The 18,783-nt window shown below is 68.5% G+C and carries 19 protein-coding genes and 1 tRNA gene; 10 read left to right on the top strand and 10 right to left on the bottom strand.

Annotated features, from left to right (window positions below; genetic code table 11):
• Nucleotides 1-16: 16 nt before the first annotated feature.
• The 6 genes from AC0IX4_RS12595 to AC0IX4_RS12570 form a co-directional block, all read right to left on the bottom strand.
• Nucleotides 17-364, bottom strand: a complete 348-nt coding sequence (locus AC0IX4_RS12595; RefSeq protein WP_471829160.1) for a hypothetical protein — start codon at nucleotides 362-364, stop codon at nucleotides 17-19.
• 175 nt (nucleotides 365-539) lie between these two features.
• Nucleotides 540-1,778 carry a cysteine--1-D-myo-inosityl 2-amino-2-deoxy-alpha-D-glucopyranoside ligase gene (gene mshC / locus AC0IX4_RS12590; RefSeq protein WP_056074809.1) on the bottom strand — a complete coding sequence of 413 codons (1,239 nt, stop codon included), beginning with the start codon at nucleotides 1,776-1,778 and terminating at the stop codon, nucleotides 540-542.
• Nucleotides 1,779-1,824: 46 nt separating this feature from the next.
• Nucleotides 1,825-2,661, bottom strand: coding sequence for an SCO1664 family protein (locus AC0IX4_RS12585; protein ID WP_268793344.1), 837 nt, complete (start codon nucleotides 2,659-2,661; stop codon nucleotides 1,825-1,827).
• Nucleotides 2,658-3,254: a DUF3090 domain-containing protein gene (locus tag AC0IX4_RS12580; protein WP_042572494.1), complete on the bottom strand. Its 597-nt coding sequence runs from the start codon at nucleotides 3,252-3,254 to the stop codon at nucleotides 2,658-2,660. The genes AC0IX4_RS12585 and AC0IX4_RS12580 overlap by 4 nt, the downstream gene beginning before the upstream one ends.
• A 67-nt stretch (nucleotides 3,255-3,321) precedes the next feature.
• On the bottom strand, nucleotides 3,322-4,038 hold the full coding sequence (locus AC0IX4_RS12575; protein WP_042572495.1) for a histidine phosphatase family protein: 717 nt from the start codon (nucleotides 4,036-4,038) through the stop codon (nucleotides 3,322-3,324).
• Nucleotides 4,039-4,053: 15 nt separating this feature from the next.
• Nucleotides 4,054-4,899: an undecaprenyl-diphosphate phosphatase gene (locus AC0IX4_RS12570; protein WP_197074641.1), complete on the bottom strand. Its 846-nt coding sequence runs from the start codon at nucleotides 4,897-4,899 to the stop codon at nucleotides 4,054-4,056.
• Nucleotides 4,900-5,063: 164 nt separating this feature from the next.
• Here AC0IX4_RS12570 and AC0IX4_RS12565 point away from each other — a divergent pair, with 164 nt between their 5' ends.
• Nucleotides 5,064-5,993: an aldo/keto reductase gene (locus AC0IX4_RS12565; protein WP_471829158.1), complete on the top strand. Its 930-nt coding sequence runs from the start codon at nucleotides 5,064-5,066 to the stop codon at nucleotides 5,991-5,993.
• Here AC0IX4_RS12565 and AC0IX4_RS12560 read toward each other — a convergent pair whose 3' ends face one another.
• Nucleotides 5,994-6,335: a hypothetical protein gene (locus AC0IX4_RS12560; RefSeq protein ID WP_042572519.1), complete on the bottom strand. Its 342-nt coding sequence runs from the start codon at nucleotides 6,333-6,335 to the stop codon at nucleotides 5,994-5,996.
• A gap of 220 nt (nucleotides 6,336-6,555) precedes the next feature.
• On the opposite strand from AC0IX4_RS12560, the gene AC0IX4_RS12555 reads away from it, so the two are divergent.
• The 3 genes from AC0IX4_RS12555 to AC0IX4_RS12545 are packed head-to-tail and all read left to right on the top strand — an operon-like array spanning nucleotide 6,556 to nucleotide 8,890.
• The gene (locus AC0IX4_RS12555; protein ID WP_471829156.1) at nucleotides 6,556-7,521 is read left to right on the top strand and encodes a YncE family protein; all 966 of its coding nucleotides are present in this window, start codon (nucleotides 6,556-6,558) and stop codon (nucleotides 7,519-7,521) included.
• Nucleotides 7,522-7,541: 20 nt separating this feature from the next.
• Nucleotides 7,542-7,781 (top strand): DUF5703 family protein, encoded by a 240-nt coding sequence (locus AC0IX4_RS12550; protein WP_156148720.1) that lies wholly within the window; start codon nucleotides 7,542-7,544, stop codon nucleotides 7,779-7,781.
• A 26-nt stretch (nucleotides 7,782-7,807) separates the two neighbouring features.
• Nucleotides 7,808-8,890, top strand: coding sequence for a quinone-dependent dihydroorotate dehydrogenase (locus tag AC0IX4_RS12545; RefSeq protein ID WP_471829155.1), 1,083 nt, complete (start codon nucleotides 7,808-7,810; stop codon nucleotides 8,888-8,890).
• A gap of 4 nt (nucleotides 8,891-8,894) precedes the next feature.
• Here the strand turns inward: AC0IX4_RS12545 and AC0IX4_RS12540 are convergent, their stop codons facing one another.
• Together AC0IX4_RS12540 and AC0IX4_RS12535 are read right to left on the bottom strand one after the other, a co-directional pair.
• Complete coding sequence (locus tag AC0IX4_RS12540) at nucleotides 8,895-9,422, bottom strand: YbhB/YbcL family Raf kinase inhibitor-like protein (protein WP_042572499.1); 528 nt, start codon at nucleotides 9,420-9,422, stop codon at nucleotides 8,895-8,897.
• A 38-nt stretch (nucleotides 9,423-9,460) separates the two neighbouring features.
• A complete protein-coding gene (locus AC0IX4_RS12535; protein WP_042572521.1) occupies nucleotides 9,461-10,774 on the bottom strand; it encodes a M20/M25/M40 family metallo-hydrolase in 1,314 nt (437 codons plus the stop codon).
• Between the two features lie 195 nt (nucleotides 10,775-10,969).
• Here AC0IX4_RS12535 and AC0IX4_RS12530 point away from each other — a divergent pair.
• The 6 genes from AC0IX4_RS12530 (at nucleotide 10,970) to AC0IX4_RS12505 (ending at nucleotide 17,780) form a co-directional block, all read left to right on the top strand.
• Nucleotides 10,970-11,055: transfer RNA gene (locus AC0IX4_RS12530), tRNA-Leu, on the top strand.
• Between the two features lie 78 nt (nucleotides 11,056-11,133).
• On the top strand, nucleotides 11,134-12,591 hold the full coding sequence (locus AC0IX4_RS12525) for an SDR family NAD(P)-dependent oxidoreductase (protein ID WP_042572500.1): 1,458 nt from the start codon (nucleotides 11,134-11,136) through the stop codon (nucleotides 12,589-12,591).
• Nucleotides 12,592-12,615: 24 nt separating this feature from the next.
• Nucleotides 12,616-14,112, top strand: a complete 1,497-nt coding sequence (locus AC0IX4_RS12520) for a glutamate-cysteine ligase family protein (RefSeq protein ID WP_056074798.1) — start codon at nucleotides 12,616-12,618, stop codon at nucleotides 14,110-14,112.
• 20 nt (nucleotides 14,113-14,132) lie between these two features.
• On the top strand, nucleotides 14,133-15,398 hold the full coding sequence (locus tag AC0IX4_RS12515; protein ID WP_042572502.1) for a saccharopine dehydrogenase family protein: 1,266 nt from the start codon (nucleotides 14,133-14,135) through the stop codon (nucleotides 15,396-15,398).
• Between the two features lie 5 nt (nucleotides 15,399-15,403).
• Entirely contained in the window at nucleotides 15,404-16,747 is a 1,344-nt protein-coding gene (locus AC0IX4_RS12510) for a CoA transferase (RefSeq protein WP_042572522.1), read from the top strand.
• A 4-nt stretch (nucleotides 16,748-16,751) separates the two neighbouring features.
• The gene (locus AC0IX4_RS12505; RefSeq protein ID WP_471829152.1) at nucleotides 16,752-17,780 is read left to right on the top strand and encodes a nucleoside hydrolase; all 1,029 of its coding nucleotides are present in this window, start codon (nucleotides 16,752-16,754) and stop codon (nucleotides 17,778-17,780) included.
• 1 nt (nucleotide 17,781) lies between these two features.
• Here AC0IX4_RS12505 and meaB read toward each other — a convergent pair whose 3' ends face one another.
• Complete coding sequence (meaB, locus tag AC0IX4_RS12500; protein WP_471829150.1) at nucleotides 17,782-18,783, bottom strand: methylmalonyl Co-A mutase-associated GTPase MeaB; 1,002 nt, start codon at nucleotides 18,781-18,783, stop codon at nucleotides 17,782-17,784.

Raw genomic sequence — 18,783 nt, 5'->3', positions numbered from 1 at the left:
ACCACGGCGCAGTCGATCAGGGTCTGCTCCCGGTGGTGACCGGTAGCCCCAGCACCTCGTCGCAGGCACCCTGCGTGCGTCCGCGGAGAGTCAGCCACCCCGGCGGCCGCAGTCTCGCGGAGGCGTCGACAAGTTCCTCGACGGTCGTCGGCTCGTCGATCCACCCGTACAACCTGGCGGCAGTCCGGTGGCTGAGGAGGGCGTCGGGACGCCACAGAGTCACGGCCATGCAGCGGTCGAACCAGGTGGGCTCGTCCTGGCAGAAGACTCCGGGGAGGACGCGGTGGAAGCGTCGGCGAATCGTCGTGGCCGACATACCGGCAGCCAGCAAATCCGAGAGCAAGCAGACCCGTGGCATCAGCATGTCCTGAACGCTGGCTCGTCGGCGTTCGGCGGCGAAGACCGCGACCTGCGGCGATCGTCGACCCGGGGATCAACGATCTATCTGTGGATGCGGTGTTTCTGCTCCCCTCGCGCCCGGAACCGGCGGGATCCCGCTCGGACGCGCGCCGAGAGGAGCAGAAACACCACCCTGCGAGCTAGAGCGTCACACCCAGCAACGCATCCACTGCCAACGCCACCAACCCCGGCGCTCCGGAGTCGGATCCGCCGAGCGACAGGGCGTCGCGAGCCCACGCATCGAGGGCGTCGAGGGCCTTGGCGGAGTCCAGATCGTCGGCGAGGTGCTGACGTACGCGGGCGATGGTGTCGTCCGCGGACGGGCCCGACTCGAGCGCGACGGCCTTGCGCCACAGGGCGAGTCGATCCTGCGCGTCGGAGAGGATCTGATCGGTCCACGTGCGGTCCTGCCGGTAGTGACCGGCGAGGAGGCCCAGGCGGATGGCACCGGGATCGACACCGGCGGCCGTCAGCTTGGACACCAGGACGAGGTTGCCGAGCGACTTCGACATCTTCTCGCCGTCGAGACCGATCATGCCCGTGTGGACGTAGTGACGCGCGAATCGTTCTGCACCGGTGAGGGATTCGGCGTGCGCAGCCGAGAACTCGTGGTGCGGGAAGATGAGGTCGCTGCCGCCACCCTGCACGTCGAAGCCGGAACCGATGCGGTTCAAGGCGATAGCGGCGCATTCGATGTGCCAGCCGGGGCGACCGGGGCCGAACGGCGACGGCCACGACGGCTCGCCGGGACGCTCGGCCTTCCAGATCAGCGCATCCAGAGGGTCGCGCTTGCCGGGGCGGTCGGGATCTCCGCCGCGTTCGGCGAAGAACGTGTCCATGGTGGCGCGGTCGTAGCCGGACTCGTACCCGAACTGCTCGGTGGCGTCGGCGCGGAAGTACACGTCGGGGTACTCGGCATCGTCCACGACGTAGGCGGCGCCGGAGGCCACCAGCTTCTCCACGAGCTCGACCACCTCGGTCACCGATTCGACGGCGCCGATGTAGTCGCGGGGCGGAATGACGCGCAGAGCGGTCATGTCGGACCGGAACAGATCCGTCTCACGCTGCCCCAGCGACACCCAGTCCTCGCCGTCACGTGCCGCACGCTCGAAGAGCGGATCGTCGACGTCGGTGACGTTCTGGACGTAGTGCACGTCGTGTCCGGCATCGCGCCACACACGGTTGATCAGATCGAACGTCAGGTAGGTGGCCGCGTGACCGAGGTGCGTGGCGTCGTACGGCGTGATGCCGCAGACGTACATGGTGGCGGTCGAGCCGGGCGACACCGGCCGGACGGCACGATCGGCCGTATCGAACAGGCGGAGCGGCGGGCCCTCGCCCGGCACGCTGGGAACGTCCACTTCGGGCCACGACTGCATGCCGCCAGACTATCCGGTGGCGCTCACCGGTTCCGCGCGTGCCCGGTCAGAACGCAGGCCACGGAATGGGGCGGCTGGACGAGGGCGCCGGCATGACGGGATCGGCGAGGATCCCGGCCACGCGGGCGGCGAGTGCCGCGATCTCGACATCGGTGATGTGGGGCGCCAGACGATCACCGAGATCGCCGCGCAGCTCGCGGGACAGCTCGACCAGATCGGCGACGAGGGCTGCGTCGATGGGCCGACCTGCCCACCCCCACAGGACGGTCCTCAACTTGTTCTGGCTGTGCATCGCGATGCCGTGATCGACGCCGTAGACGCTCCCGTCCGGGGACTCGAGAACGTGGCCGCCCTTGCGGTCGGCGTTGTTGATGACGACGTCGAGCACGGCCATCCGGTTCAGCCGCGGATCGTCCGCGTGGACAAGCGCGACCTCGTCGCCGTTGTCGTCGTACGCACGGAGCACCGGGATGTAGCTCGACGGGACGAGGTCCGGGCGGCACAGGTCGACGAGGTCGATGCCCTCACCCTTCTCGGGGAGCCGCTCGACGGTGTCGATCCAGCGTTGCACCATGCCGGGTCCGATGGGGCCGTCGCGCAGTACCGTCGTCGGCACCACGTCCCAGCCGAGGGCGTCGGAGATCATGTACGACGACACCTCCCGCCCGGCGAGGGTGCCGTCCGGGAAGTCCCACAACGGTTGCTCGCCGCGAACCGGTTTGTAGACACACCGGAGAGGCACGTCGGATTCGGCTCGCGGAATCTCGCACACCAGCGTGGCGTTGCTCGCCTGCACCACTCGGCCGACGATGGTCATCTCCCCGTCCGCGAGGAGAGCGGCGTCGTCGGCGGTCCACGTGGTGGCGCCGTCGCCGGACGTCAGGACTCGTCCCCGAACTCGGTGGTATCGGTGCCGAGCGTGATTCCCCGCCGGTACCCGTTGGTGCGGACACACATGTGGCCCCCGGGTGCGAGCGGTTCACCGCACAGTGGACACGGCGGTCGGCCTGCCGCGATCACACGTTCGCTGCGGGCCGCGAACTCGCGGGCCTGCTCCGGGCTGAGGAAGACGCGAACGGCGTCAGGCCCCTCGTCGGTGTCGTCGAGAACGACCGATTCGTCGAGCTCGGTCTCCGTGACGGCCAGCAGTTCGACGACGACGGCACCCGCGTCGGCATCCCAGCCGAGCCCCATGGTGCCGACGCGGAACTCCGCGTCGACGGGCATGACGAGAGGGTCGATGTCCGTCGGGTCCGCTTCCTCGGGCGGAACGTCGGTGCCGAAACGCCGCGCCACCTCGTCGAGAAGCAACCCGACACGATCGGCCAGGACCTGGACCTGCTGCTTCTCCAAGGCTACGGACACCACTCGGGCATCGTGGACGGCCTGGAGGAAGAAGGAACGGTCGCCGGGCTCACCCACTGTTCCGGCGACGAACCGGTCGGGGGTGCGAAAGACGTGAATCGCGCGTGGCATGCATGCACCTCCTGAGATCGCGCCGCACGAACTACAGCGGCTGTTGAGTCCATTATCCGCGTGCTGTCTACCTACCGGTGGAACCACCGGGCACGGCATCCGATTCCGAGGCCTCGGTTTTGTCCGCGTCGGTCTTGTCGTCGTCGGACGGCGGCTTCGGCACGAATTGCGACAGATCCCCGCCCAGGTCGCCGACCCGGTGCACGAACGGCCTGGTCTCGGTGTACCGAACGATACTGATCGACGCGGGATCGACCACGATGCGTTGGAACTGGTCGAGGTGCGAGCCGAGCGCATCGGCGAGGATCGACTTGATGACGTCGCCGTGCGAGCACGCCACCCAGACGACGTCCGCTCCGTTCTCGGCGGCGAGTCGCGCGTCGTGGTCACGGATCGCGCGGACGGCACGGGTCTGGACGTCGGCCAGCCCTTCGCCCGACGGGAACACCGCGGCCGACGGGTGCTGCTGGACGACCTTCCACAGCGGCTCACCGAGCAGGTCCTTGATGGGCTTGCCGGTCCAGTCGCCGTAGTCGACCTCGAGCAGGCGGTCCTCGACCACGGGCTCGAGGCCGAGGGCTGCGGCCAGCGGAGCCACCGTCTGCTCGCACCGCAGCAGCGGCGATCGCACGATCGCGCCGATGGTCAGGCCCTCCAACCGCGTGACGACGCGGTCGGCTTGCTGCCGACCGAGATCGTCCAGCTCGACGCCCTCCGATCGGCCGGCGAGGGTGCCGGCCGTGTTGGACGTGGAACGTCCGTGGCGCAGGAGGATGACGGTCATGAGTCCAGCCTAGTGTCAGTTGGCTGCGACGACGCCCGTCGCCAGGAGGCCGAGAACCGCTGCGCCGACCGCGATGCGGTATCCGACGAACCAGTAGAGCGAATGGTTCTCGACGAACCGCAGCAGCCACGCGATAGAGGCGTAGCCCAACGCGAAGGCCACCAGAGTGGCGACGATCAACTGGGCTCCCGATGCCTGCAGTCCTTCTCCGGCCGGTTCGAACGCGTCGGGAAGCGAGAAGAGGCCGGAGGCCGTCACGGCGGGAATGGCCAGCAGGAAGGAGAAGCGGACGGCCGCGGCGCGGGTGAGTCCCATGAACAGTCCCGCGCTGGTGGTGGCGCCCGAGCGAGAGACACCGGGGATCAGGGCGAGGCACTGCGCGGCGCCCATGACCAGGCCGTCACGGGTGGTGAGCTTCTCGATCGGTCGGGCCTGGCGACCGACCTTCTCCGCGATCGCGATGACCACGGCGAACACGATGAGCAGCGTCGCCGTGATCCACAGATTGCGGGCGCCGGTGCGGATGGCGTCCTTGAACAGGAACCCGAGGACGCCGATCGGGATGGTCGCGAAGATCACGTACCACCCCATCCGGTAGTCGAGGGTGTCCCGCTGCGTCTTGTCCGCGATACCGCGGAACCACGCCGCGATGATCCGACCGATGTCGCGCGCGAAGTAGAGGAGCACGGCGGCTTCGGTGCCCAGCTGCGTCACGGCCGTGAACGACGCGCCGGCGTCGTCACCGAAGAACACCTCGGACACGATGCGCAGATGCGCGGACGACGACACGGGCAGGAATTCGGTCAGTCCCTGCACGGCACCCAGGACCAGTGCCTGGACCCAGGACATGGACTCGGCGATCATCGTGCACCGGCCCGGAGCGAGGAGTCGAGCCGGGCGATGCCATGTCGCACATGGTTTCCTGTCGCAGTCACGAGGGACGACCGTACTAGGGTCGTGCCTCGACCATCGTGTCGGCAGGACATGACACGACCGAAAAACGGCGAAACGGATGCGTTGCCCTCATGAAGCACAGAACGGTCGGGACCAGTGGGTTGCGCGTGTCACGGCTCGGGCTCGGGACCGGCGAGTGGGGTCGCGGCGTGGACGGTGACGACGCGGCCGCTCAGCTGACGGCGTTCGCCGAGGCGGGCGGAAGTCTCGTCGACACGTCGGCGGCCTACGGCGACGGCCGCGCCCTGCGCGTTCTCTCCGAACTGCTCGACGACGTCGTTCCCCGCGACAACCTCGTCCTCAGTGTCGACGCGGGGGTGTCCCGCCCGGACGAGACCGGGCGCTGGACCGTCGACTGCTCCCGCCGAGCTCTCCTGCGCGAACTGGATCACACGCTGCGTGACCTCGGGACGGACCACCTCGACCTGTGGAGTGTCGGCGCGTGGGATCCGCAGACGCCGCTCGAGGAGGTCACGGCCACCGTGGACTACGCGGTGACCTCGGGTCGGGTGCGCTACGCGGGTGTGCGGGGCTTCACCGCGTGGCAGGTGGCGACAGCTGCAGCGCAGACGCCGATCGTCGCCGCGCAGGCGGAGTACTCGCTGATGGCCCGCGGCATCGAGGACGACCTGCTTCCGGCTGCCGAACACCACGGTGTCGGCGTGATCGCGGTGGCGGCGCTGGCGGGCGGAGTGCTCACCGGCAAGTACCGGGACGGCGTTCCGGCCGATTCGCGAGGTGCCGACGATCAGCGGGTGCGCTCGTTGATGCCCTTCCTGGGTGACGACGCCGCGAAGGTCGTCGAGGCCGTCATCACTGCCGCCGACGGGCTCGGGACGTCCCCGCTGGCCGTCGCGGTGGCCTGGGCGCGTGACCGTCCCGGCATCTCCTCGACCGTCGTCGGAACGCGCAACATCGGTCAGCTCACGGGCGTGCTCGCGGCCGAGGACGTCGAACTGCCGACGGCGATCACCTCGGCGCTCGACGACGTCAGCTCCTGATCAGGACCCGCCGAGCCGTCCCCACAGCGACCGGATGAGTGTCGTGTCCGGGGAATGGGTCGGATCGACAGGTCGGGCCGTCGGCGCCAGATCGCGCACGGCCGCGACGATGGACCGTTCGTCGCAGAGATCGACGTCGGTGACGTCCGTCTCGGCGACCGCCTCGAGGTCGGTCGAACTGGGTACGGCGTCGACCATGTCGGCCCGGTACACCTCCAGGTGGAGCGTCTTGCCGCGCACGCGGAACGCGAAGTTCCGGCCGTCCGCCGTGGTTCCGAAACCGTGGGCATGGGCACCCGGGGACACGTCGTCCACGGTGAAGTCCCCCTGTGAGTCGTTCATCACGATCGATGCTCCTGACACCTGCGTCATGGTCCTCTCGGACGGTACTGAACTGTGATCGCGGTATCCCCCGCCATCCCCCGTGATTCCCCCACCCCGGTCGGGTGATCGGATAGGAACCGGCGCAGCCGACCCCCGCGCCGACGATCGGAGAACCATGCCCCTCGCGCGCCCCCGTCGCGTCAGCCGTACCCGTTTCCTCGCCGTCACCCTTGCGGTAGTGACGACGGTCACAGTCGGGTGTTCGTCGAACGACGATCCGGAACAACTGAACACGCGTGAGCCCGAGACCGCTGCCGTGTCTCCGGACGCGGTGGTGACCCCGGCCGGCGTGGTCGCCGATCCCCGATTCGGCCCTGCGGGCACGGTCGATGCTCTCACCGTCGAGCCGTCCACGCGCACCGTCGCCGTCCTCACCGACGACGGCACGACGCTGACACTGGCCGATGCGGCCGGCGACGGCTCGCCCCGCGTCGTGCGCCTGTCCGCGGCGGGCACATCGGTCTCGCCCGGTCGGGACGGCGAGGTACTCGTCACCACACCGGACGGGATCGTCCGGGTGGACGTCGAGTCCGGCGAGAGCACGGACGTTCCGGTCGACGGCGGGGCGGCGTCGGCCATCGTGTGGGACGACGGTTATGCCGTCGGAACACCCACGGGCACCGTGGTCATCCTCTCCGCCGACGGATCGGTGGACTCGACCGTCCCCGGTCAGGCATCGGTGGACGCCCTGGTGCGCGCCGGGGACGAACTGGTGTCGCTGGACACCCGCCAGACGTCGGTGACGGCCGTCGACGTCGACGCGGAGCGACTCGGCGAGGCACTGCGAGCCGGTGACGGTGCGACCAGGATGACGGGCTGCGCGAACGGCGCGATCGTCGTCGCCGACACCACCGACGACGAACTGCTGATCTTCACCGGGGACGACCTGATCATGCGCCAGCGCTTTCCCGTACCGGGATCGCCGTTCGCCGTCGCGTGCAGCGACGACGGCACCGTCTGGATCACCGCGACGGCGCTGAACGAGGTGATCGGCTTCGACATCTCGTCAGGAATGCCCGTCGAGTCGGCACGGTTCCCTACGGTGCGCCAGCCCGATTCGCTCGCCGTCGATTCGCAGAGCGGCGATCTTTTCGTAGGCTCGAACACTGGTGCCGGAGTCCAGGTGATTCCGACTCGCACGTAACCCTGATGAGAGTGGGACAGGTGAACCGACACAACCGGGCGCTGCCCGTGGGCTGGGAGACCCAGTCCGACGACTGGGAGTACGTCCCCATCAAACTTCCCCCGGACGTCACGCGCGTCACGGCGTCGATGCGATTGGCGATCTCGGCCGAATTCGGCGGCTGGGAACTCTCCCGCGTCCGTCTCTACACCGATGGAAGTCGACGAGTACTTCTCAAGCGACGCAAGACGACTCAGCACATCCCGGAACCGGGAATGTGACCTCGAGATGAAAAGGTGACCCGGTTGTGAGCCCCTACCGGCTGTTGTTGCGCACGATGTTCCTGCTGCCTCCCGAGCGCATCCACCATCTCGCCTTCGCGGCGATGGTGTGGGTGACGCGGTTCGCTCCCCTGCGCGCTCTGGTGGCACGAGTACTCGCGGTGCGCGATCCGGCCCTGGTGACGACCGCCCTCGGTGTCACCTTCCCGACACCCGTCGGGCTGGCCGCCGGATTCGACAAGAACGGTCACGGTGTCGACGCGTGGGGTCCGCTCGGCTTCGGGTTCGCCGAGGTCGGCACCGTCACCGCGCAGGCCCAACCGGGCAATCCGCAGCCGCGACTGTTCCGCCTGCCGGACGATCGCGGTCTGCTCAACCGCATGGGGTTCAACAACCCAGGCGCACATGCCGTCGCGGACAGGCTCCGCCGCCGGCGGGGCGACATCCCGATCGGGGCCAACATCGGCAAGACGAAGATCGTGGCCGCGGCCGATGCCGCTGTCGACTACACCACCAGTGCACGGTTGCTGGGACCGTTGTCCGACTTCGTCGTCGTGAACGTCAGTTCACCGAACACGCCCGGCCTCCGCGACCTCCAGGCGGTCGAGTCACTGCGTCCTCTTCTCGCCGCCGTGGCCGGTGCCGTGTCCGTCCCGGTTCTGGTCAAGATCGCGCCGGACCTGTCCGACGAGGACGTCGACGCTGTCGCCGATCTCGCGCTCGAACTGGGATCGGCCGGCATCGTCGCGACCAACACGACCATCGGCCGCGAGGGGTTGTCGACACCCGGTGCGGCAGACCTGGGCCCCGGCGGGGTGTCCGGCCCGTATGTCGCGGACCGGTCGCTCGCGGTACTGCGTCGACTCCGCACACGAGTCGGCGACAACATGACGCTGATCTCCGTCGGCGGGATCGAGACCGCAGACGACGCCTGGGAACGCATCCTCGCCGGGGCCACCCTGGTGCAGGGGTACACCGGATTCGTCTACGGAGGGCCGTTCTGGGCCCGCCGCATCGCCGTGGGTCTCGCCCGGCGAGCACGGGCCGCCGGGTTCGCATCCGTTGCCGACGCTGTCGGCAGCGGCGCGAACGACCGGCGGCCCGCGTGAGGACCTACTGCTCGTAGGTTCCGACGATCACGGCGCGCGCGATGGCGTGCGAAAAGAGGTTGAAGCCGAGGTATGCCGGCGACGCCGTCTCGTCGATCTCGAGCTTCTCCACGTCGACCGCGTGCACGGCCACGAAGTAGCGGTGCGGCCCGTGGCCCTGCGGGGGTGCTGCACCGATGTAGCGAGCCTGACCGGCGTCGTTCTTCAAGGTGATCGCCAGGTTCGGCAGTCCCGTCGAATCGTCGTCCCCGGCACCGGCGACCAGGGTGGTCGTGGTCACCGGGATGTTCGCGACGGCCCAATGCCAGAAGCCGGAGGCCGTCGGCGCGTCGGGATCGTAGACGGTGACGACGAAGCTCTTGGTCTCCTCCGGGAAGCCCGACCACGACAGATGCGGGGAGTTGTCGTGACCGCCGGCGCCCATGATCCCGCTGGCCTGGTCGTCGTGCAGCGGCTGACCGTCGGTGAAACTGTCGGACGTCAGGTCGAACGAGGGCAGAGTGGGGAGATCGGCATACGGATCGTGCGGCATGAAGGGTCCTTTTCGGGATCGGTGGAGCAGGCTGCTGGTCAGCTGTGCATCAGGAAGTGTTCGAAGACCTTCGTCCCGAAGATCAACGACTCGACGGGTACCCGTTCGTCGACGCCGTGGAACAGCGCCGCGAAGTCGAGTTCCGGGGGCAGTTTGAGGGGCGCGAATCCGAAGCACCGGATGCCCAGTTTCGCGAAGGCCTTCGCATCGGTTCCTCCCGAGAGCATGTACGGGACGGTGCGGCCGTTCTCGTCGAACGCCAGGATCGCGTCGTTCATCGCGTCGACCAGATGACCGTCGAACGTGGTCTCGTACGGCTCGAGGTCCGTGATCCAGGACCGTTCGACGTGGGGTCCGATGAGAGCGTCGACCTCGCGTTCGAACTCGGCCTTACGGCCCGGCAGGACCCGGCAGTCGATGGTGGCCGACGCGGTCTGCGGGATGACGTTGGCCTTGTATCCGGCCGAGAGCATGGTCGGGTTGGCGGTGTCGCGCAGCGTGGCACCGACGATGCGCGCGATGCTGCCGAGCTTGGCCAGGGTGCCGTCGATGTCCGGCGACGCGGGATCGAACTCGAGGCCGGTCTCCGAGCTGACCGCGGCGAGGAACTCGGTCACCGAGTCGGTCATGACGAGGGGGAACTGATGATTACCCAGTGCCGCAACGGCTTCCGCGAGGTAGGTGACCGCGTTCTCCTCGTGCAGGAACGACCCGTGTCCGGCGCGGGCCTTCGCCGTGAGACGCATCCAGGCCAGGCCCTTCTCGGCCGTCTCGACGAGGTAGAGCCGTCGCTCGTCGCCCTCCGGTGTCGCGACGGTCAGGGAGAACCCGCCGACCTCGCCCACTGCTTCGGTGACTCCGTCGAACAGGTCCGGGCGGTTCTCGACGAGCCAGTGCGACCCGTACTTGCCGCCCGCTTCCTCGTCGGCGAGGAACGCGAAGACCAGGTCGCGCGGCGGAACGGTGCCGGTGGACTTGAACTGGCGAGCCAACGCCAGGGCCATGCCGACCATGTCCTTCATGTCGACGGCGCCGCGGCCCCACAGGTAGCCGTCCTCCACGGCACCCGAGAACGGGTGAACGCTCCAGTCGGCAGGTTCGGCGGGAACGACGTCGAGGTGGCCGTGCACCAGCAGGGCGCCGCGGGAGCTGTCCGCGCCCGACAGCCGTGCGAAGACGTTGCCGCGGCCGGGCGCCCCGGATTCGACGTACTCGGTCTCGTACCCGACGGCCTCGAGCTGCGAGGCCACCCATTCGGCGCACTCGCGCTCCCCCACCGTGGTCTCGAGCTCACCGGTGTTCGACGTGTCGAATCGGATGAGCGAGGCGACGAGGTCGACGACCTCCTCCACCGCCACGGTGGCGCCGTTCGGTGCAGCGTCGGGCAACTGTTCTCCGTGTGTAGGCACAGCTCGTTCCTACCATTCGAGCGCGTCCGGCGCGCCTCCGACGTGCGGTTTTGGTCCACAGCCGCGCATCGGCTAGATTTAGCGACCGCACCGAGAACATGGGTGCGGCGCGGTCACGAGCACCATGTGACGCGTGATGTCCGAGTGGCGGAATGGCAGACGCGCTAGCTTGAGGTGCTAGTGTCCTATTAACGGACGTGGGGGTTCAAGTCCCCCCTCGGACACCGAAAACGACAGCCCCGATTCCTCCCGGAGTCGGGGCTTTGTCATGTGACGGTCCTTCTGCGAAGGGTGAGGAAGAGATGACGGGCATCGACCCCGACGAGTTGGCAGCCTGCATCCGCGTTCTCGACCGCGCCGCCGCTCTCGACGAGAACCACCCCGATTCCGTCGCGGTGCGGCGAGCCACCGCCGGCCTCTTCAAGGCCGTCAAGAAGCGTCGACGGCTCGACTCGCGCGCGAGGGTGGCCGAGGCGGACCGCGCCGTCGTGGCCGCCACGGCAACCGGCTCCCCCGAACGGATCGACGACGAGACCGCAGGTCTGGCGTTGACATCGGCCACCACCAGCGACAGCGCGGGCACGTTGCAGCGCGCTCGACCCTGCTACATCTGCAAGCAGCGCTACACCGTCGTCGACGCGTTCTACCACCAGCTCTGCCCCGCGTGCGCAGCCCTGAACCATCAGAAGCGCGATGCGCGAACGGATCTCACCGGTCGCCGGGCGGTGCTCACCGGCGGTCGCGCCAAGATCGGCATGTACATCGCCCTGCGTCTGTTGCGCGACGGCGCCCACCTCACTATCACCACCCGCTTCCCCGCCGATGCTGTCCGCCGCTTCTCGTCCATGCACGACAGCCACGACTGGATGCATCGGCTGTCCGTGGTCGGTATCGATCTGCGCGACCCTGCCCAGGTGGTGGCCTTCGCCGATGCGGTGGCCGCCGAGGGCCCGCTGGACATCCTGATCAACAACGCCGCGCAGACGGTCAAGCGGTCCGCCGGTTCCTACACCGCCCTCGAGGACGGTGAGCACGGCGTCGATCTCGCCGCGCTCGGGGTGCGCACGTTCGGCGCCACGAGCGATGCCCACCCGGCCGCGCTGGTCGGGGCTTTCGGTGAGACCGACGGAGAGAGCGTCGCCCTCGACACCGCTGTCATGGCGAACATGGGGCCGTCGCAGGTGACCTCCATGGCGCTGGTCGCCGGTTCGTCCTCCCTGCAGCGCATGGCTGCCGGTACGGCGATCGACGCCGGCGGACTCGTTCCGGACGAGGCCCCCACCAACAGTTGGGTGCACACCGTCGATCAGGTCGACCCGGTGGAACTGCTCGAGGTGCAGCTGTGCAACTCCGTCGCGCCGTTCATCCTGGTCTCCCGACTGCGTTCCGCGCTGGCTGCGTCGTCGTACCGCAGGGCCTACATCGTCAACGTCTCGGCAATGGAAGGGCAGTTCGGGCGCGGCTACAAGGGTCCCGGCCACCCGCACACGAACATGGCCAAGGCGGCGCTCAACATGCTGACCCGCACCAGCGCGAACGAGATGATGGACGACGGCATCTCGATGAGCGCGGTGGACACGGGGTGGATCACCGACGAGCGTCCGCACCCCACCAAGATCCGTCTGGCCGACGAAGGGTTCCACGCTCCGCTCGATCTGGTGGACGGCGCCGCGCGTGTGTACGACCCGATCGTCCAGGGCGAGCTGGGTCTGGATCTGCACGGCAAGTTCCTGAAGGACTACGCAGCCTCACCCTGGTGATCCGTCACATGGTGTGATGAGAGAATGGGCGACGAGGTCGAGCAGCGCACGTTCAGCCGTCAGGACCGGCAGCGGTTCCGGCACAAGGTGCAGGAGTGTCTGGACGCGTTGGCATCGATGCTCGCGGACGACAGCTTCCAGGTCGACGAACCCCGGCTGGGCATGGAGATCGAACTCAACCTCGTCGACGAGGACATGCAGCCGGCCATGGCGAACGCGGCCGTCCTCGAAGCCATCGCCGACCCGGATTTCCAGACCGAGCTGGGTCAGTTCAACATCGAGATAAACGTCGCCCCGGAGCCACTCGCGGGCGACCGCATGCACCAGCTCGAAATGGGGCTGCGCGAATCCCTGAACACCGCGGATGCTCGCGCGAAGGAATCGGGCTGCGCTCTGGCCATGATCGGCATGCTGCCGACCCTGACCTCCGAGCACTTCGCTCACCAGTGGCTCTCCAGCAACCCTCGGTACGACCTGCTGAACCAGCAGATCTTCGCGGCACGCGGCGAGGACATCGAACTCTCGATCACGGGTGTGCCGCTCCCGGGCGGCACCGACGTCGAGTCGTTGAAGGAGTTCTCGGACACCATTCTTCCCGAGGCGGCGTGCACGTCGGTCCAGCTCCATCTGCAGGTCGCTCCGGCGGAATTCCCGGCCCATTGGAACGCGGCCCAGGCGCTCGCGGGTGTCCAGGTGGCACTCGCCGCGAACTCCCCGTTCCTGGGTAGCAAAGCGCTATGGCACGAGACGCGTATCCCTCTGTTCGAGCAGGCCACCGACACCCGTCCGCCGGAACTGATCAATCAGGGAGTGCGGCCGCGTGTCTGGATGGGTGAACGGTGGATCACCTCGATCTTCGACCTGTTCGAGGAGAACTCCCGCTACTTCCCCGCGCTGCTCCCGGTGGTCTCCGACGAGGATCCGATGGCGGAGCTGGCGGCCGGTCGCACCCCGGCCCTGACGGAGCTGCGGATGCACAACGGCACGGTCTACCGGTGGAACCGGCCGATCTACGACACCTCGAACGGCGAACACCACATCCGACTCGAGAACCGTGTTCTGCCCGCCGGCCCGTCCGTGCTCGACGTCATGGCCGATGCCGCCCTGTACTACGGGGCACTGCGCGCACTCGTCGACGCCGACCGGCCGGTGTGGACCCAGATGTCGTTCGATGCCGCCGTGGAGAATCTCCACTCGGCGGCGCGCAGCGGGTTCGACTCGCGCCTGTACTGGCCCGAGGTCGGATGGATCTCCCCGCAGGAACTCGTCCTGCGTCGCCTGCTTCCGATGGCGGAGGCGGGACTGGCGTCGTACGGGGTGGACACCGAGGTCCGCGACCGGTACCTCGGCGTCATCGAGGGCAGATGTCTGCGTCGGCAATCGGGGTCCGTGTGGCAACGCAACGCCGTCGTGGCCCGTGAGCGGGCGGGCGAGAGTCGGGAACGGGCCGTCGCCGGCATGCTGTCCGATTACCTGGAGCTGATGCACGAGGGCGAACCGGTGCACACCTGGTCCTGGTGACCGGCTTGTAGGGTCGGGGAATGACCGACACATCGCATACGAGCACGCACGATCGCGAACTCGACGTCGTCGTCTACGGCGCAACAGGATTCGTCGGAGCGCTGACGGCGGAGTACCTCGCGAACCACGCTCCCGCCGACGCCAGGATCGCTCTGGCAGGGCGTTCGCGGCAGAAGTTGGAGTCGACCAGGTCCGGCCTCCCGGCGCGAGCAGCCGACTGGGAGCTCGTCGTGGCCGACGCCGACGACGAGGCCGCTCTGACGGAGATGGCCTCGCGCACGCAGGTCGTCATCACCACCGTGGGCCCCTACGCGAAGTTCGGACGCACCTTGGCGCACGTGTGCGCGGCCGGCGGAACCGACTACGTCGACCTCACCGGCGAGGTACTGTTCGCCCGCCTCAGTGCCGACGAGAACCACGAGCTGGCTCGCACGACGGGTGCCCGCATCGTGCACTCCTGCGGGTTCGACTCGGTGCCCTCCGATCTGGGCGTGCACGCGCTGTACTCGAAGGTCAATGGCGACGGCGCCGGCGATCTGACCGACACCACGCTGGTGGTCACGTCGATGAGCGGCGGTGTCAGCGGCGGCACCATCGACTCCCTCCGCGGCCAGATCGACGAGATCACGAAGGACCGTGCTGCCGCGAAGATGGCGGCGAGCCCGTACTCGCTGAGCCCGGACCGGTCGATCGAACCCGACCTCGGCCGTCAGAACGACATGCCCCTCAAGAAGGGGTCCGACATCCACCCGTCGCTGAAGGGCTGGAAGGCGCCGTTCGTCATGGCGTCCTACAACACCCGCGTGGTGCGGCGGTCGAATGCGCTCCGCGGCTACGCGTACGGCAAGAACTTCCGCTACAGCGAGGTCATGAGCGTGGGCTCGTCTCCCGCGTCGCCGGTGATCGCCGGTGCGGTGCTGGCGGGTCTCGGCGCCTTCGTGGCCGGTATGGCGTTCAAGCCCACTCGGTTCCTGCTGGACAAGGTGCTCCCCAAGCCGGGTGACGGCCCGAGCGAGAAGACCCGCCAGAAGGGTCACTTCACCATCGACATCTACACCACGACCAGCACCGACGAGCACTACGTGTCGCGGGTCAAGGCCAAGGGCGACCCCGGATACGCCGCGACGGCGATGATGCTCGGCGAGTCCGCCCTCGCGTTGGCGCTCGACCGCGACGCATTGCCGTCCCTCGGCGGCGGCGTGCTGACACCGGCGTCGGGAATCGGTGACGCGCTGGTGGACCGACTGCGCGGGGCAGGCATGGAGATCACCGCACGCAAGGTGTGACCGCGATGTCGCTCGTCGGTCGGTACCAGGCCGATCTCGGTCTCGAACCGATCGGCGAGATCGCCGTCACTCCGGTGTCCGGCGGCGTGCTCGCCTCGACCCTGCCCGTCGCCGAGCTCGCCACCGGATCCGTAGCCGCGCTGTGCACGGCGGTGGACCGCTACCGGAGCGTCGTCGGGCTCGAGTCGCGCGCCTGGTCGATCTCCGGTGACCGGGTGGCGGCATCGTTCGCGGGCGACCGACTCCTACGTGTCGACGGTCGCGCCGTTCCCGGCTTCGCCGAGTTGTCCGGGTTCTTCCGCGCGGCCGACGGGTGGGTCCGCACGCACGCCAACTACGACCACCACCGTCGACGCCTGCTGTCGGTTCTGGGCTTGCCGGATCCGTCCGATCGCGACAGCGTGGCTGCCGCGGTGGCGCGCGCACCGGCGTTCGAACTCGAGCAGCGCGCTGCGGACGCCGGCGCTCTGGTGGTGGCGGTACGCACGGAGGCCGATTGGTTCGGGACTCCAGCGGGCAGATTCTCGCGGACCGGCCCCCTGGTCGCCTCGACCGTCAGGCCCGATGGTGCACCGTCCCCGATCGACCCGTCCACCGACACACGACGTCCCCTCGCCGGACTGCGTGTCCTGGACTTCACGCGGGTCATCGCAGGCCCCGTGGCGACGCGGGACCTGGCACTGCTGGGCGCATCGGTCCTGCGGGTCGACTCCCCCGCGCTCCCGGAAATCGTCTCGCAGCACCTCGATACCGGGGCCGGCAAGTTCTCGACGTTGCTCGACGTGCTGACCGAGGACGACGACGACCGTCTGGCCGCACTGCTGTCCTCGGTCGACGTGGTGGTGTGCGGCTACCGGACCGGCTCCTACATCGACGACTACGTGCGGTCGTATCGGCCCAGCGGCGCCGTCATCGGGACCGTGAATGCTTGGGGCTCCCGCGGTCCGTGGGCGCGGCGGCGAGGATTCGACTCGTTGGTCCAGGCTGCGTCGGGTATTGCCGCCGTGTGCGGCGACAGTGCCATACCGGGCGCGCTCCCGGTGCAGGCGCTCGACCACGCGTCCGGTCATCTGCTGGCTGCCGGCATCGTCGATGCGCTCGCGGCGAGAGAGGACGGCGGCATCGGACGCACGGTGTCCGTGTCTCTGGCACGCACGGCGGCATGGCTCCTCGATGCGGGCGGCCGCGTCGAGGAGCCCCCGGATCCTGTACTGCCGCAGGGCGATCACGTCGTCACCGTCGGTGGGGTGAGCACCGCCCGCCCGGCATTGTCGGACTACGCCGACCATCCGTGGCCGGCGCGGCCGTGGGGACGCGACGAACCCCGCTTTCCGACGCTGACACAATGACCCCATGCCTTCTCGGACGCGTCTGATCGTCGATGTCGACACCGGTATCGACGACTCGCTCGCCCTCGTGTACCTGGCGGCCAGTGCCGACGCCGAGGTGGTCGCGGTATGTTGCACCGCCGGCAACGTCCCCACCGCACAGGTCACCCGGAATACCCTGGCGTGGTTGGACATGTGCGGGCTCTCGGGCGTCGAGGTCGCGGTGGGAGCGGACGGTCCGCTGGTGGCGCCGCTGATGACCACCGAGGACACCCACGGTCCACTCGGAGTGGGGTACGCGGAGCTCCCGCAGAGCAGCAGGGCGGTGTCGACACGGTCGGCGGCGCACGCCTGGGTGGAGCTGGCCCGGGAGAACCCCGGCGAACTGGTCGGCCTGGTCACCGGTCCCATGACCAATCTTGCTCTCGCCCTTCGCCTCGAGCCCGAGCTGCCGAAGTTGTTGAAGCGCGTCGTCATCATGGGCGGCAGTTTCGACCATCCCGGCAACACCACCCCGACCTCCGAGTGGAACGTCGCCGTGGACCCGGAATCCGCGAAGGAAGTCTTCGACGCGTTCGAGTCCGTTCCGGCCGGTCGCGAGCCCATCGTGTGCGCGTTGGGTCTGACCGAGCGGATCGAGATGCACCCCGCCCATGTCGCCCGGCTGGCCGAGATCTCGGGAAGCGTTCCGGTGGAGAGCCTGTCGATCGACGATCGCGGCCGGCGCTCGCAGGCATCGGTGCCGATCGTGCGTCATCTGACGGATGCCGTGCGGTTCTACATGGAATTCCACCACGCGCAGGGTGAGGGCTATCTCGCTCACATGCACGATCCGTTCGCGGCCGCCGTGGCGCTGCACCCCGAGATGGCGGAGTACGCACTCGCGACCGTCGACGTGGAACTGACCGGAACCCTCACCCGCGGAACGACTGTCGCGGACCGGCGTGGGTTCTGGAACCGTCGTCCCAACGCAGCGATCGCCGTGGCGACGGATCCCGAGGCGTTCTTCGATCACCTGCTGGAGACAGTGGGCACCTTCGCAGCCACCCGCTGACTCAGCTGTCGAACGCCGTCAGGATCTCCTGCGCGCCCAGAGCTGCGGTCAACGATCCGTCGGCGACGCGCCGCTCGACATCCGCCTTCACCGCGGTGACGGAGGCGTTCGATGCCAACCGCCGCATCAGCTGATCCTGCACCATCGTCCACACCCACTGGACCTGCTGGCCGCGTCGACGAGCCTCGAATTGTCCTGCGGCCGTGAGCACGTCGCGATGTCGGCAGACCGTGTCCCAGAACTCGTCGAGCCCCGTCTCCTCGATCGCGCTCATGGTCAGCACGGGCGTCTTCCACAGCGCGTCGTGCGGGTAGATCAGGCGCAGCGCCCCCGCGAGTTCGCGTGCCGCGCTCTTCGCATCCCGCAGATGCTTGCCGTCCGCCTTGTTCACCGCCACCACGTCGGCCAGCTCGAGAACACCCTTCTTGATGCCCTGCAGCTGATCTCCGGTGCGCGCGAGCGTCAGGAAACAGAACGTGTCCACCATGCCCGCGACGGTGATCTCGGACTGGCCGACACCCACGGTCTCCACCAGGACCACGTCGTAACCCGCGGCCTCGAGCAGCACGATCGTCTCGCGTGTCGCCTTGGCCACCCCGCCGAGCGTCCCCGACGTCGGAGACGGCCTGATGTACGCGTTCTCGGCGACGGTCAGCCGCGCCATCCGGGTCTTGTCGCCGAGGATCGAACCACCGGTGCGTGTCGACGACGGGTCGACGGCCAGCACGGCGACGCGATGGCCACGCTCGATCAACGACATCCCCAGAGCGTCGATGAACGTCGACTTGCCCACGCCGGGGACACCCGTGATGCCGACGCGGTGAGCGCCGCCGGCGTCGGGAAGCACCTCGAGGAGGAGTTGCTGCGCCAGATCACGATGGTCGGTGCGGGTGGATTCCACCAGGGTGATCGCGCGGGCCAGACCGGCACGCTCGCCGGCACGAATGGACGCCGCCAACGCGGCCACGTCCACCGGCGGGCGGCGGGAGGCTGCAGTCACCAT

This window comes from Rhodococcus sp. AC861, from assembly GCF_979256035.1.
This window is presented reverse-complemented; position numbering and strand designations above follow the sequence as displayed.